Origin of the sequence: Phaeobacter porticola (assembly GCF_001888185.1) — a bacterium.
In the GTDB taxonomy this organism is placed as follows: Bacteria; Pseudomonadota; Alphaproteobacteria; order Rhodobacterales; family Rhodobacteraceae; genus Phaeobacter; species Phaeobacter porticola.
The window spans coordinates 223,768-238,627 of record NZ_CP016364.1; the positions used below are offsets into that span (position 1 = coordinate 223,768).

The following is a 14,860-nucleotide window of genomic DNA, read 5'->3' on the forward strand; positions in this document are numbered from 1 at the left end:
CTCAGATGTCAAAAAACACGGTTTCATCCGGTCCTTGCAGGTGGATATCAAAACGATAGAGTCGCGGATCAGTTGCCTCGTCAGCCGCGTCCGAGGTCTGTGGCTGCGCCAGCAAGGTGGTGCGGCGTGCGGGCTGCTCGATCAGGTTGAGAACCGGATCGGAGTCATTGGCGTGCTGTTCGTCGGCGAAGTAGAGCCGAGTGTTGAGCCCAACATTTATGCCGCGTGCCACAATCCAAAGGTTGATATGCGGGGCCATCATTCTGCCGTTGCGTCCAGGTACTGAACCCGGTTTGACAGTCTCAAACTGCCAGTGGCCAGTAGCGAAATCAGAGATTGCGCGGCCCCAACCCCGGAACCCGGATTCGATCTGACCCGATGTCTTGCCGTCTGCATGAACGGGCGTTTCAGGATGCGGGTAGCACCCGTCAGCATTGGCTTGCCAAACCTCAATCAATACATCGCGCAGAGGGGTGCCGGTGCCATCAAACACCTGACCTTCTACCCGGATGCGCTGGCCTTTGGCGTTTGGTCCCGCGAAATCCTGACCCAGATCCTGATCGTATATGCGGAACCCTGCTGCATCGGGGGCTAGGCCGATGTGGACGAAAGGCCCGGCTGTCTGCGATGGTGTTTCTTTTTGCGGTGTCAGCGGTGGCAGCATCAGTTCCCCTCCATCCGGTTTTCAAACAGGGTTGAGCGGCGGCCACGCAGGACAATATCGAACCGATAGGCGATCATATCCAAGGGCAACGTGGCATTCATGTCCAGGCGTGCGATGAGCTGCTGAACTGCAGCAGGGTCGGGGAGGGTGCTGACAATGGGGCATCTTGCGATCAGCGGGTCGCCTTCGAAATAAAGCTGGGTAATCAGCCGTTGTGCGAAGGCATGGCCAAAGACCGAAACGTGGATATGGGCCGGACGCCAATCATTGATCCCGTTGCGCCAGGGATAGGCACCGGGCTTGACCGTGCGAAAGGCATAGTTACCTTGCGCATCCGTCAGAACGCGGCCGCACCCACCAAAATTAGGATCTAATGCGCCCAAATAGCCATCTTTCTTGTGTCGATACCGACCCGAGGCATTGGCTTGCCAGATCTCCACCAATGTATTGGGCACCGGACGCGCGTTTTCATCTAGCACACGACCATGCAACAGGATCCGTTCGCCGATTGGACTGCCATCGACGCTGGCGAAGTTGGTCAACAGATCATTGTCTCCAGGGGCGACATCTGTTGGTGCGAAGGTTGGTCCGGTGATCTCGCTGGCTGTATTTTCTATGCTTAACAATGGCATCCGGGGTGAGCGGCTGACTGAGGTCTTGTAGTCTGGCGTGAAGGCAGGAGGATGCCATTTGCGGTCACGGGCGTAGTAATCAGGGGGCGTCATCGTGATCTCCTGCGCGGGATGTTTCTGCAGCCATTTCAGCGTAGGTTTCCTTGGCGAGCTTCAGGGCGTGATTGGCGCGCGGAGCGCCCGCATAGATGGCCACGTGTTGAAACGCTTCGGCTACGTCTTCTGGTGTTGCGCCAGTGTTCGCTGTTGCGCGGATGTGCATTGGGATTTCATCAAAGTTGCCAAGTGCCGCGAGTAACGCCAGTGTCAGCATGGAGCGTTCGCGTCGACTGATCTTGTCCGAAGCCCAAACATTGCCCCAGGCTGTTTCGGTGATCAGCTGCTGGAACGGTTCATCCAAACGTGTCGTTGCGGCATCGGCACGGGCGACATGGGCCTTGCCCAGAACCTCGCGACGCACCTCTTTTCCGGCATGATACTGTGGGTTGCGCATGTGGCTCTCCATTGTTTATGACTTATCTCATATCGTAATTGGTCTGTATAATCCTCTGATTTGGATGTTTTTATGTCGAAAATGATATGCGTCTGTCATCTCAGCTAAAGCTGCGCCACCTTGAGGTGTTTGTAGAGGTCGCCAGAAAGATGAGCGTGACGCAGGCGGCGGAACGGTTGGGTATGACCCAGCCAGCGGTCACGCGGGCGCTGCGCGAGCTGGAAGCCGTCTGTGATAAGCCTTTGGTTGAAAAATACGGTCGCGGCATTCGTCTGTCACCCTACGGTGAGATGTTCCGCGATTATGCAGGCCGAAGTTTAGCGCTGACGCGTGATGGTGTCGAAATGCTGCGCGGGCTTGATGCCGCAGAGGGATCCAAGGTGGCAATCGGAGCACTGCCAACGGTGTCGGCCACTGTGGTGCCCGATGCACTGGCGCGCATCTGGGAGCAGGGCGGTCGCAATCGGTTCTCGGTGGTGTCCGGTGACAATCAGCACCTGTTGGATCTACTGCGACGGGGTGAGCTGGACGTGGTGGTTGGACGGCTGCCCGCCCCCAAAAGCATGGTCGGTCTCGACTTTGATCCGCTTTTTCGCGAACATGTGACTGTGGTGGTTGCGCCGGATCACCCGCTGACGGCGCTAAGCGCCGAGGCATTGCCAGAGGCGTTGTTCGGCACATATCCTGTGCTGATGCCGCCGCCTGCTTCGATCATTCGGTCTTCGGTTGAAAGAATGTTTCTGGAGCAGGGCATCCAGATGCCGTTGGCGGCGATTGAAACAGTGTCTTCGACCTTTGGACGTCAGTTTGCCCTAGCACATCAAGCGGTCTGGATTATCAGTCACGGCGTTGTGCGATCAGACCTTGCGAACGGAGCCTTGGTGGCCTTGCCGTTGGATACTGACAGCACGCTTGGCCCAGTGGGTCTGTGCCTGCGCAGTGAACATCAGCTGTCCCCGGCGGCCGCCAGATTTTGCGCGGCCCTCAAGCGTATTTGCACCTGAAGCATAGTCTTTAAATTGGGGACTCTGGGGCGAGATATTTTCGCGAATATTAGGGTGCCGTCACAAATTCGATAGCCCGTTTTTCTTGCCCTGACGCTAGGTCGCGTGGATTGACAGGTGAAATTTAACCTCTCTACTCTGGGTTTAATCGCGGCGCATGCAGGCTTGAGGAGGCCTGCGATGCACAAAGCTGTGTAAAAAAACCGCCCTGAACGGGCAGGGGAGGACAATTTGGAAGCTGTGCAGCTGCTGGTGAGCGGGCTTGCGAATGGCTGTGTGTACGGTCTGATCGCGCTTGGTTTTGTGCTGATCTACAAGGCGACCGAGGCGGTCAATTTCGCCCAGGGCGATTTCATGATGCTAGGTGCTTTTGTCACGCTGGGCCTAACCAACGCCGAATATCTGCATTTGCCGTTCTGGCTGGCTGCCCCACTGTCAATCGCAATCATGGCCGCGCTGGGATACCTTCTGGATCTGGTGATCCTGCGACATCTGTTTGGTCAGAACCAGACGGCGGTTGTGATCCTGACCATTGCGCTGGGCTTTGTCATTCGGTTTTTCGCAGGCGCGATCTGGGGCCACGAGCCGCAGACGCTTGAGAGCCCCCTGGCGTTAGGGGATGTTCATCTGGCTGGGGTGGTTCTGGGGCTGGCGGATGTTGCGATCATTGTGGTCACGGTTCTGCTGACCTGGTCGCTCTATCAGTTCTTTCAGCGCACCAAACTGGGGCTTGCCATGCAGGCGGCCAGCCAAAATCAGATGGCAGCCTATTTCATGGGCATCCCGGTGCGGCGGGTGCACGGGATGATCTGGGGCTTGTCCGGAGCGACAGCGGCAGTGGCGGGCATTCTGTTTGCCTCAAAAGGTGCTATCGACCCGAATGCAGGTTTGTTGGGGATCAAGGCCTTTGCAGCGGCCGTAATCGGCGGCTTTGGTTCGCTGCCTGGTGCCTTGGCAGGCGGGCTGATTGTCGGCGTTATTGAACCGTTTGCAGCCCGTTACCTTGCGGCCGGTTATTCGCAGATTGCCCCTTATGTGCTGTTGTTGGCGGTGCTGGTGTTCCGCCCGCACGGGCTGTTCAGCCAAGTACGCACAAAGAAGGTGTAAGGCGATGCGGATCCAGTTCAAAACCAGCTATGACCACGATATTCGGCTGTTTCCTGACCGGCATAGCCTGATCGTCTATGGTGCGTTGATTGTGCTGGCGCTGGCGCTGCCATTGCTGATCAATGAGTTCTACATCGGAGAGGTCACCAATGTTTTGATCTGGGCGATCGCCGGGTTGGGACTGATGCTGCTCACTGGACAGACGGGGCAGGCCAGCCTTGGCCACGCCGCGTTTCTAGCGATTGGATGTTACACCAACACCATCATGATCGAACAGGGAATGCCTTTTGTTCTGGCGTTCCCTCTGGCCGGGGTGCTGACCGGGATCGTCGGAGCGATTATCGCCATTCCAGCACTGCGGCTGCATGGGATTTATCTGGCGATTGCCACCATTGCGCTGTCGATCCTTGCGGATGATATCATTGTCCTGCTGGAACCCTGGACCGGTGGCGTTTCAGGTAAATTTCCAGACGTGATCCGACTGTTCGGGATTGAGATCGAGCGGTGGACCATGCCGGTGCGGTTCTATTACCTTGTGCTGACGGTCGCGGTGATCTGTACGCTGTTCTACCGCAATCTATTGCGATCACCGCTTGGCCGGGCCTTTGCGGCTGTGCGCGACAGTGAGGTCAGTGCCACAGCGATGGGCGTACATATCGCCCGGACCAAGGCGATGGCCTTTGGCCTGAGCTGTATGATCACCGGCTGGGCTGGGGCACTGATGGGATACTATGCCGGTGCCTTCAATAACGAGACGTTTTCGTTGGTGATCTCTATCACCCTGCTAATGATGATCGTGATTGGCGGGCTTGGCTCTATCCATGGAGCGTTTTTTGGCGCCGTTGTGGTTGCCTTCCTGCCGCAGGGGCTGTCGATCCTGAAAGATGGCGTGCTAGGCGGGGGTGTCGCCATTCCGGGACTGGAGACAGGTGTGTTTGGCATGATCCTGATCCTCTTTATCCTGTTTGAACCTATGGGGATCTACGGGCGCTGGCTGAAAATCCGCATCTGGTTTGAATTGTTCCCCTTTGCTCGAAAGGACATGTTCCGTCGACAGAAATCCTACCTCAAGACGGAGCGGTTGAGATGAGCTTATTGCAGATCGAAAACGCGACGTTGAAATTTGGCGGCGTTGTCGCGGTCAACGATCTCAGCTTCTCGGTTGAGGAGGGAGAGGTTTATGCCATAGTTGGGCCAAATGGCGCGGGCAAGTCGACGGTGTTCAACTTGATTTCGCGCTTTTATCAGCCCCATTCCGGGCGCTTTGCCATTGACGGGCGGGATTTGTTGCAGTGTAAACCGGATGAGGTCGCGGATCTGGGTATTGCGCGGACATTTCAGAATATTGAATTGTTCGATCATGCCACTGTGTTGCAGAACCTGCTGGTTGGTCGCCATCGGCACCGTCGCACAACGCTGATAGAAGAGCTGTTTTTTGCCCCACGTGTGCGGCAGGGAGAGCGTTGCCACCGGGCTGCGGTGGAAGAGGTGATCGATTTTCTGGATCTCCAGCCCTATCGAGACAAGATGATTGCTGGGCTGCCATATGGTATCCGCAAGGTGGTGGAACTGGGCCGTGCCCTGGCATCTGGTCCGCGCCTGTTGCTGTTGGACGAACCCGCCTCTGGCCTGTCGGTAGAGGAAACTCAGGATATGCGCTGGTGGATAGATGATATTCGCAAACAGATGGGCATTACGGTCTTAATGGTCGAACATGATATGGGGCTGGTTTCTGGCGTATCGGACCGGGTTCTGGCCCTCGCCGATGGTGCCAAGCTCGCAGAAGGAACGCCGGCCGAGGTCCAGGCCAACCCCGCTGTGATCGAGGCCTATCTGGGCGCGGGGGCCGCGTGATGGAGGCGCCATTGCTTGATATCCGCAACCTGGAGAGTTTTTACGGGCCAATCATGGCCATTCGTGGGGTGTCGCTTTCTGTACAGAAGGGGCAGATCGTGACTGTTCTGGGAGCCAATGGGGCTGGAAAATCGACACTACTCAAGACAATTTCTGGTATCATGGACCCGGAAAAAGGCAGCGTTTCCTTCGATGGGCAAGAGATTCAGGGCGACGAACCGCATCGCATTGTTGCACGCGGCATCGTGCATGTGCCGGAAGGGCGCGAGGTGTTTCCCCTGCTTACGGTGGAAGAAAACCTGACCCTCGGCGCCTATACCCGCAAGGACCGAAGCGAGATTGAACAGGATCGGCAGATGGTGTTCGATTACTTCCCCATCCTCGCCGAGCGCCGACACCAGGAGGCAGGGACGCTATCGGGCGGGCAGCAACAGATGCTGGCAATTGGGCGCGGATTGATGTTGCGCCCCCGGATCATGCTGCTGGATGAGCCGAGCCTAGGGCTGTCTCCGCTGCTGGTTCAGGAGATCTTTGATATCCTCAAGCGGCTGAACCGTGATGAAGGCGTGACGATGATGTTGGTGGAACAGAACGCCCGCATCGCGCTCGAGCTGGCCCATGTGGGTTATGTGATGGAAATCGGTAGAATTGTGATGGATGGCAGCGCCGAACGACTGATGGAGAGCGAGGACATCAAAGCCTTCTATCTGGGTCATCAAGAGGTCGGTCAGCGGGGAGAGAAGCGATGGAAGCGCAAGAAAACCTGGCGCTAATTCACCGCATAGAGATTGAAATGGCGCGTCGTGACTGGCGGGGACAGGGGGAAAGGTGACGGACACAGCAATGAGTGCGGCGCATCATACAGTTGGCGCAGATGTTTCGGGCAATGGAATGCCGCAGCATCCGCAGATCGAATTGAACGGTGCCACTTACAATTCGATACCCGGTCAAAGACCCGTGATGGTTGATGGTTGTGATACAATTTCCAAGCTCTTTGCGTTGCGGTGCCATCAACTGGGTGCTCGCACGGCCCACCGCGAAAAGGACATGGGCATTTGGAAGGCCTATTCCTGGCAGGACTATTGGGATCACGCGGAGAAGATTGGTCTGGGCCTTTTGTCGCTTGGGCTTGAGCGTGGAGAAGTGGTCTCGATCCTTAGCGAGGACCGCAAGGAGTGGCTCTATCTCGATATGGGGATCCAGGGTGCGGGTGGGGTGGCTACGGGCGTCTACACGACGGATTCAGCCCAGCAACTGGCCTATCTGATCAACGACAGCGGCAGCCGATTTCTGATTGTTGAAAACGACGAGCAGCTGGATAAATTTCTGGAGATCGAGGACGACGTCCCGCATTTGCGCTGGATTGTCATTCTGGATCGCGACGGGCTGCACGATCTTCGGCATGACAAGTGTCTGTTCCTGGACCAGCTATATGAACAGGGGGCAGTCCAGCGAATGGGTAGTCCAAGCGCGTTTGTGGATGCTGTCGCCCGATCCTGTCCTGATGATACCGCGCTGTTGATCTATACCTCTGGTACGACGGGGCAGCCAAAGGGCGCGATGCTGAGCCATGAAAATATTCTGGCCACAATGGAGGCAGGTGCCCGCGCATTGGAGGTCTTTCCAGAGGATGAGCAACTGTGTTTTCTACCGCTCTGCCATATCCTGGAACGCAATGTCTCAGTTTATCTGCCTATGGCCGCTGGTAGCACTGTGAATTTTGCCGAAAGTCCCGAAACGGTGTTTGAGAACATGCAAGAGGTGTCGCCTGCGACCTTCTTTGCGGTGCCGCGTGTCTGGGAGAAAGTCTATTCCCGTGTGCTGGTTCTAGCTCAGGAGGCCACCGGTATCGGTCGTTGGGCATTTGAGATGGCGGTTGCCGCGGGTGCGGCGCGGGCTGAATATGTGTTGGCAGCGAAACCCGTACCGGGTGGCATTGCACTGCGGTACCGGTTTTGGGACATGCTGGTTCTGCGCAATCTGCGACGGATGCTTGGGCTGGACCGGCTGCGGCGCGGCGGCACCGGGGCGGCGCCCATCTCGCCTGAGTTGTTGCGCTGGTACTGGTCTATCGGCGTTCCATTGATCGAAGGTTACGGGATGACAGAGAATGCGGGACTTACGGCCGTGAACCGGGTGCAGTCACATCGACCGGGCACAGTTGGGCAGGCCGTCCCCGGGGTTGAGATCCGCATTGCGACAGATGGCGAAGTGCAGCTTTGGGGGCTCAATAATTTCCAAGGTTACTGGGGTAAACCAGAGAAGAGCGCAGAGACCTATACCGAGGATGGTTGGCTGCGAACGGGCGACGTCGGACGGCTGGATGACATGGGTTTCCTGACCATCACAGGTCGGATCAAAGACATCATCATCACGGCCGGGGGCAAGAATATCACCCCGGCTGAGATCGAGAGTCGGTTGAAATTCAGTCACTATATTGCCGACGCCGTGGTGATTGGGGACCGGCGCAAATTCCTAACCTGTTTGATCATGATTGATCAGGAGAATGTCGAGAAGTTTGCCCAAGATCAAAAAATCCCGTTTAGTGACTTTGCCTCGCTGTGCGCGGCGCAGTCAGTGGTGGATCTGATCCGCAGCGAAGTCGACGCAGTGAATAGAGATTTCGCACGGGTTGAGCAGATCAAGGATTTCCGTCTGATCAACGTATTGCTGACGGCCGAGGACGACGAGCTGACGGCAACCATGAAACTGAAACGTGGGCTGGTTGAGAAGAAGCACAAGAACCTGATCGACCAGATGTATTGAAACGGGCGCATTCGCGCCGGGGGACACAAGGGAGACTGCGCAGATGAAGACTTGGACAGCGGGGCTGGTTGGGGCGGCAATGGTAGCGGGGCTTGCGCCTCATGCGATGGCCGAAACGCAAGGTGTTAGTGACACTGAAATTGTATTGGGATCTGTCAATGATTTGAGCGGCATTTTTGCGGCGGTTGGTGTCCCGGCGGTAAACGGTGCCAATCTGCGTTTCGACGAAGCCAATGCCAATGGCGGGGTTCATGGTCGCAAAATTCGTTTTGTAGTCGAGGACAATGGCTATCAGATTCCACGCGCGATGCAGGGCTACAATAAGTTGTTAAATCGCGACAAGGCCTTTGCAATGCTTTTGTCGCTTGGGACGCCTATGAACATTGCCGGTTTCAAATTGCTGGATCCCAAAGGTATTCCCAATATCAGTCCACTGACTGCTGCACGTCAGATGTTACAGGACCCGATTGAGAATAAATTCATCGGGTTTTCCAGCTACTATGATCAGGTTCAGGCTGGTGTGACCTATTTGGCGGATGAATTTGATGCCAAAGAGATTTGTTCGATGTACATCCCTTCGGATTTTGGCAAAGAGATTAAAGAAGGCAGTGAAGATATTGCCGCATCTCTTGGTTTGAGCTTTGCGGCCGAAACAACGCATAAACCGGACGAGCTTGATTTCGTCGGGTCGCTCACCAAGTTGAAGGCGTCAGGTTGTGATGTCGTGACAATGGCCCTTGGTGTGCGTCAGGGGATTACCGTCGTCGGCACCGCCAAGAAACTGGGTTGGAATGATGTTAAGTTCCTCAATACCTCTGCCGGTTTCCTTGAGGTCGTGGCAGCCGTGCCGGGCGGCGTGACCGAGGGTCTCTATGCTGCGGCGGGCTGGGCAGATCTTATCGCCCGTTCTGACGACGAGGCCCCAGCCAAGTTCATGGCCGACTACCAAGCCAAATTTGGCCAACCTGCGGGTGGATTTGCCATGCTGGGCTATAGTGCGGCCAATACGGTGGTGAACGCCCTAGAGGCGGCAGGGCCTGATCTGACCCATCAGAGCTTTATCAACGGAATGGAAAGTCTCGATTTCTTTGATGCGCTGACCGACACGCAGATCACATACAGCCCGGACGACCACAGGGGAGCAGACGTTATTGTGATATCGGTGGTCGAAAATGGTGTTTGGAAAGAGCTGAGCCGCAAGTGAGGTCCGCATTTGCGTAAATGGGGTCTGGATGGGTTGGCGGAGACATATTCCGCCAATCCAGTTGAGACTGTGGATAGGCGATCAGGGTCTATCATGCAGGGACTTCATTCAATTCAAGTATTCATATATTATTCCTCATAGTTCACTGGGGGAGATCTATCATGGTGGTGACACGGCGGCGTTTCATTCATAGCCTGGGGGCTGGAGTTGCCTTGGCCTCGGGCGGGCGCCTGTGGGCGGAAACACGGATCGCATTGGGTCGGGCCGAGATACTTAGCTTATCAGATGGTCAGATGCAGTTGCCGCCATCCTTTTTATATGGGGACATAGACACGACATTGCTCGCCCCTGTGTTGGCAGAGCATGGGATGACCCCAACTGACCCGCTATTGCCTGACGTGAATGTGACATTGTTACGCGATGAAGACCGTGTTGTTCTCTTCGACACGGGGGCAGGGCCAGGGTTTCAAGAGGGCACTGGTTTGCTCCCCGATGCCTTGGCCGCAGTGGGAGTAAGGCCCGAAGACGTCACACATGTTGTCTTTACGCATTGTCACCCAGATCATCTCTGGGGGGTTCTGGACGACTTCGATGACCCTCTCTTTTTGAATGCGCAGCATATGATGGGGCGTCAGGAATGGGACTATTGGTTTGATCGCAACACCGTCGACGCGATCGGCGATGAACGTGCGTCGATGGCCGTTGGTGCGCGACGGCGAATGGAAACCCTGGCCGAAGGTATTTCCTTTTTTGAAGACGGGATGGAGATCCTGCCTGGTGTGGCTGCGCGGGCGACGTTTGGGCACTCGCCTGGCCATATGTCGTTTGAGCTGGCCCAGGGCAGTGACAGTTTGATGGTGTTGGGTGATGCAGTCACAAATGCGCATGTCAGTTTTTCTGAACCAGGCTGGGAGATGGCTTCGGATCAGGACCCGACAGCTGCAGCGGAGGTGCGGCGGCGCCTGTTGCAATACCTGTCAGTGGAAAAGATGATGATCTTGGGCTATCACTTACCCAATGGCGGAATAGGGCGCGTTGAATCTGTTGGCAGTGGCTACCGGTTTATACCGGGCACTTAGGTAAATTAACGACCGTCCTTTACATTTCTTAGCGTGACTTCGTATGGGCGATCAGTGGCCCTGTCACTTACATGGCGTTGTTGCAGCACTCTGAGTGCTAAGGATTCACAACACGAATCCATGCGGCTAGACAGGGCAGATGAACATGCCCGCACTTGGCCGCTACCGTACGACGCATTGGTCCAGCTAGAACGATGCGCTTAGAAAGCGCGGGTCGCTTCTGATCTGGTTGGGCAACGAGATGATCTGGCTCGCGCCGCAGGATAGCAGCCCCGGCCGCCCTGCGGTCTTCTCGGATGCGGCGATCCAGTTTGCCTGTCGATCAAGGTTCTGTTCAAGCTGCCCCTCCGGCAGACCGTCGGGAGGGGCACCAGCCTTTTGCACCTGGCGGGTCTGGACTGGCCCGTTCCGGATTTCTCTATGCTGGCCGTCCAGATCCCATATCGCCGCGCCGATGGGCCGCTGAACCTGCTTGCCCCCTCTCGGGACATCACTGTGTGATGCGCTGCCGGGCAGTGGACAGCACTGGGATCAAGTTCCTTGGCGATGGTGAGTGGCAGGCCCGCAAGCACGGCGTTCAGGGGCGCGCCAATCACTGCCCGGTCTTACCGAACTTGTTGGGTCAGGTCCCCAAGGGCGAAGACATCGGCACCGTGATCGCCTCTCTCGGCGATGCTTAAAGGCATTCGGCGAGCGCAGTGCCGCAAGAGACCCCGACCGCCAAACCGGCGAAATCCACATCCGCATCGCACGCATCAACCGCTTCAACCCACGCGGCACCGCCGAGATCATCCGCGTCGCCTAAGTTCGGAGGGGAAAGCTGGAGACAGCCTCAACAGCCAGTTCTGCAAAAATGCCCTTGCGACCTATCTTTGCGTATATGTTCGTTATTCAACCAAATCTTATAGACCGCATAGGTTGTATATTTTTGATGACTTTTATTGATTCGTATGGGATGGTTAATTTGTGGGTAATCAATTTGATCGGATGAGGGGTCTGGGTTCCGGTTGTATTGCTAGAGGTAATAGGTTTGGGACATGAAAAATAAACTTAGAATTCGCCATTTTGGCGCGTTTGGAGTTTTTCTGCCTAATGGAGGAAGTCTTCCTCTCGGGTCAAAGCACCAAGCATTGTTAGCGCTATTGTCGACTGCAGAGGGTGGCGTTCGCACCCGGGCGTTTCTTGAACGCACCTTATGGGGGCTTGCACAGCCTGAGCAGGCAAAGGCCAGTTTGCGCACAGCTCTTTCAACGCTTCGACGGCACTTGGGGCGAGATTTGGCGGGGCTGCTTTCTGCAAATCGAGAGCGCGTTATTTTGGATCTCGCCAATGTCGAGGTGGATGCAGATCCAAGCAAGGGCGATTTCATGGAGGGATTCGAACTTCCTCATGAAACCACCTTTGCGGTTTGGCTCGAACAACAGAGAAATGATTTGTTTCGTGCTGATGCCCGTAACCGTGCGGCAACAGGAATGCTGCGAGATTACAGCCGTGCCGTGCTTGATAGCTTGTCTCCGCCAATCGCAGTTTTGCCCTTTGTCCACCGTGCAACAGGAGAGGCAAAATCGCCGCTGGGGGCCCTGCTGTCGGAGGAACTGGTACGTCACCTGTCGCGCAGCCATGCCTTTTGCGTGACTTCCTATCTTGCGTCACGACAATTCGATCCACATCAGGTCCGACCAAGCGAAGTGTATTCGGTTGCAGGTGCGAACTATCTCGTTTCTGGTACGGTGAATGTAACAGGACAGACCTACCGGCTTCAGGTTGACCTTCACGATGCAGAGCGTGAACGGGTGATATGGTCACGAGACTTTACCGAAACCTTGTCGGTTCTTACCAATGGGAACAGCAGCGCTCTGCGTGAGGTGACTGCGCAAATTGGTTGGACGGTCGTGGGTGAATCCGTGCGGCTTGTTGGCTTTCGCCCCCTGTCGAAACATGACAGTCACACGCTGTTGATGGCAGCAATTGCATTAATGCAGGACATGCAGATGTCCCAGTTCAACCAAGCGCAGGATATTCTGGCGGTCTTGCTGGAGCGCGAAGTGCAGCACCCGGTTGCGCTGACCTGGATGGCGATGTGGCATGTGATGCGCGTCCAAAAAGGGTTCTCGACTGACCGGCAACTGGATGCACATCTGGCCAATCAGCTGGTCGCTGCGGCGTTGGCCCAGGATCCGTCGTTCTCATTGGCGCTGACCGTGCGTGGGTTGATTGCCAGCCATCTGATGTTCCGTTTTGATCTGGCGCAGGATTCCTATGATCTTGCTCTGAAAGATAATCCAAACGAGGCACTTGCCCTGTTGCTGAAGGGAACAACCCTAGCCTACCAGGACAAACCAGAGGACGCTGTACAGCTGACGGATGCTGCGCGCAGGTTGTCCCCCTTGGGGCCTCAGCGCTACTATTTCGACTCGTTGTCTGCGACGACCAATCTTGGTGCCCAGAATTATGAGCGTGCTGTCCGCCTCGCTGATCGGTCCTTGCAAGCCAACCCTACGTTTCCGGCGACCCTACGGGCCAAGGCGATTGCTTTGCAGGCTATGGGGCAGCAGAGCGACGCGCGCGACGTGGTGAAATCCTTGATGGCGGTTCAGCCTGAGTTCAGTATCTCGCTTTATGAAAAGGAGCACGCCGCCGCCAGTGCTCCGTTCGGCAAGGACTGGAGCCAAGCTCTGAAAACCGCAGGGGTGCCAGCCTAATATCCATGAGCCGTCGCAAGATTTGCACAGGCGGGGTGAAATATGATTGAGATGGGAAGGACTTGCGTGTTCTTCCCATCTCCGCTTTTGTGACGGCATGTTGGCGCGTGCGCTAGGCGCTGCAGGTATAGAGGATCCGGACATGAAAGCGATTACATATCGGGCGTTTGGCCCCGCTGAGACGGTGTTGCATCTGGAAGAGATGCCCGACATTCCGCCCGGCCCCGGTGAACTGCGTGTTGATCTGGCGTACTCCGGTGTGAACCCTTCGGATGTCAAGGCAAGGGCTGGGGCCCGTGCGGGCGCTACCGAACTCCCCTATCCGACAATCATTCCCCACAGCGATGGATCCGGCGTAGTCGCAGAGGTCGGCGAGGGTGTGGATCCGGCTCGCATCGGAACGACGGTCTGGATTTGGAACGGCCAATGGCAACGACCCTTTGGCACCGCTGCAACGTCTATCACATTGCCGTCGGAGCAGGCTGTTACGCTGCCCGCAGGGTTGGATCTGGCACAGGGGGCTGGGTTGGGTATTCCGGCGCTGACGGCGGCTCATGCGGTGTTTTCGGGCGGTGAGCTTGAGGGCAGGACAGTCCTGGTTCAAGGAGGAGCAGGTACTGTAGGTTTGCTTGCGGTGCAGTTTGCAAAATGGGGAGGTGCCCGTGTCATCGCGACATGTTCGCCATTGGCTTTCGAACGTGTTCTGGAGGCAGGTGCAGATAGCGTGCTCGATTACAACGCTGCAGATCTGGCGGATCAGATTCTGGAAGCAAATGGTGGCAAACCTGTCCAGCAGATTGTCGAGGTCGAATTCGGTGTCAACTGTGAGGTGGATACTGCGGTGATCGCGCCAAATGGACGTATCACTGCCTATGGATCGGCCAAGGAAATGTCGCCAAGCCTGCCGTTCTATCCCCTTATGTTTAAAGCGGTAACGCTGGAGATGTCGCTAGTGTATCTGCTGCCATCTGCGACGCGCCAAACTGCAATTAACCGGATCAATCGTGCTGCTGAACAAGGGGCGCTTTCCCTGCCAGTTGCAGGGGTCTTTAACCTTGTGGATACGGCTAAGGCGCATCAGGCGGTTGAGCACGGAAATCGTGCTGGATCTATCCTGGTAAAGACCTGTTGACGCCAATCAGGGCAGGTCTGCTGGAGACCTGTCCCGATCAGAACTCGGCTGATGAAATAAGGAAACGGCAAAACGGCATTTTTTCCAAAAATCCTCTTGCGCCTTCCGGAGTCTGCTATTAGACAGCCGCTCACCGATGGGGTGTGGCCAAGTGGTAAGGCAACAGTTTTTGGTACTGAAGATCGTAGGTTCGAATCCTACCACCCCAGCCATTTTCCTAGTG

At 56.1% G+C, this 14,860-nt stretch carries 13 protein-coding genes, 1 tRNA gene and 1 pseudogene; 12 read left to right on the plus strand and 3 right to left on the minus strand.

Going from position 1 to position 14,860, the window contains the following annotated elements; genetic code table 11:
* Position 1 precedes the first annotated feature (1 nt).
* The 3 genes from pcaG to pcaC are packed head-to-tail and all read right to left on the minus strand — an operon-like array spanning position 2 to position 1,789.
* Positions 2 to 664 carry a protocatechuate 3,4-dioxygenase subunit alpha gene (pcaG, locus tag PhaeoP97_RS00955; protein WP_072503479.1) on the minus strand — a complete coding sequence of 221 codons (663 nt, stop codon included), beginning with the start codon at positions 662 to 664 and terminating at the stop codon, positions 2 to 4.
* A complete protein-coding gene (gene pcaH / locus PhaeoP97_RS00960; RefSeq protein WP_072503480.1) occupies positions 664 to 1,389 on the minus strand; it encodes a protocatechuate 3,4-dioxygenase subunit beta in 726 nt (241 codons plus the stop codon). Before pcaH ends, pcaG begins: the two co-directional genes overlap by 1 nt.
* The gene (gene pcaC, locus PhaeoP97_RS00965; protein ID WP_072503481.1) at positions 1,376 to 1,789 is read right to left on the minus strand and encodes a 4-carboxymuconolactone decarboxylase; all 414 of its coding nucleotides are present in this window, start codon (positions 1,787 to 1,789) and stop codon (positions 1,376 to 1,378) included. The genes pcaH and pcaC overlap by 14 nt, the downstream gene beginning before the upstream one ends.
* Before the next feature lie 86 nt (positions 1,790 to 1,875).
* Here pcaC and pcaQ point away from each other — a divergent pair, with 86 nt between their 5' ends.
* From pcaQ to PhaeoP97_RS01025, 12 genes and pseudogenes are all read left to right on the plus strand, one after another.
* The gene (gene pcaQ / locus PhaeoP97_RS00970; protein WP_072503482.1) at positions 1,876 to 2,793 is read left to right on the plus strand and encodes a pca operon transcription factor PcaQ; all 918 of its coding nucleotides are present in this window, start codon (positions 1,876 to 1,878) and stop codon (positions 2,791 to 2,793) included.
* Between the two features lie 231 nt (positions 2,794 to 3,024).
* Positions 3,025 to 3,900, plus strand: a complete 876-nt coding sequence (locus tag PhaeoP97_RS00975; RefSeq protein ID WP_072503483.1) for a branched-chain amino acid ABC transporter permease — start codon at positions 3,025 to 3,027, stop codon at positions 3,898 to 3,900.
* A gap of 4 nt (positions 3,901 to 3,904) precedes the next feature.
* Positions 3,905 to 4,990 (plus strand): branched-chain amino acid ABC transporter permease, encoded by a 1,086-nt coding sequence (locus tag PhaeoP97_RS00980; protein WP_072503484.1) that lies wholly within the window; start codon positions 3,905 to 3,907, stop codon positions 4,988 to 4,990.
* Positions 4,987 to 5,754, plus strand: a complete 768-nt coding sequence (locus tag PhaeoP97_RS00985) for an ABC transporter ATP-binding protein (protein WP_072503485.1) — start codon at positions 4,987 to 4,989, stop codon at positions 5,752 to 5,754. Before PhaeoP97_RS00980 ends, PhaeoP97_RS00985 begins: the two co-directional genes overlap by 4 nt.
* A complete protein-coding gene (locus PhaeoP97_RS00990) occupies positions 5,754 to 6,527 on the plus strand; it encodes an ABC transporter ATP-binding protein (RefSeq protein ID WP_072503486.1) in 774 nt (257 codons plus the stop codon). The genes PhaeoP97_RS00985 and PhaeoP97_RS00990 overlap by 1 nt, the downstream gene beginning before the upstream one ends.
* 118 nt (positions 6,528 to 6,645) lie before the next feature.
* The gene (locus PhaeoP97_RS00995) at positions 6,646 to 8,520 is read left to right on the plus strand and encodes an AMP-dependent synthetase/ligase (RefSeq protein WP_192849694.1); all 1,875 of its coding nucleotides are present in this window, start codon (positions 6,646 to 6,648) and stop codon (positions 8,518 to 8,520) included.
* A 43-nt stretch (positions 8,521 to 8,563) separates the two neighbouring features.
* Positions 8,564 to 9,724 (plus strand): ABC transporter substrate-binding protein, encoded by a 1,161-nt coding sequence (locus PhaeoP97_RS01000; protein ID WP_072503488.1) that lies wholly within the window; start codon positions 8,564 to 8,566, stop codon positions 9,722 to 9,724.
* 368 nt (positions 9,725 to 10,092) lie between these two features.
* Positions 10,093 to 10,803, plus strand: coding sequence for an MBL fold metallo-hydrolase (locus tag PhaeoP97_RS01005; RefSeq protein ID WP_338048666.1), 711 nt, complete (start codon positions 10,093 to 10,095; stop codon positions 10,801 to 10,803).
* 139 nt (positions 10,804 to 10,942) lie between these two features.
* A pseudogene (locus PhaeoP97_RS01010) lies at positions 10,943 to 11,608 on the plus strand (transposase).
* 232 nt (positions 11,609 to 11,840) lie between these two features.
* Positions 11,841 to 13,505 (plus strand): transcriptional regulator, encoded by a 1,665-nt coding sequence (locus PhaeoP97_RS01015; RefSeq protein ID WP_072503490.1) that lies wholly within the window; start codon positions 11,841 to 11,843, stop codon positions 13,503 to 13,505.
* A 142-nt stretch (positions 13,506 to 13,647) separates the two neighbouring features.
* On the plus strand, positions 13,648 to 14,637 hold the full coding sequence (locus tag PhaeoP97_RS01020; protein ID WP_072506240.1) for an NADPH:quinone reductase: 990 nt from the start codon (positions 13,648 to 13,650) through the stop codon (positions 14,635 to 14,637).
* Between the two features lie 137 nt (positions 14,638 to 14,774).
* A tRNA-Gln gene (locus tag PhaeoP97_RS01025) sits at positions 14,775 to 14,849 on the plus strand.
* Positions 14,850 to 14,860: the final 11 nt, after the last annotated feature.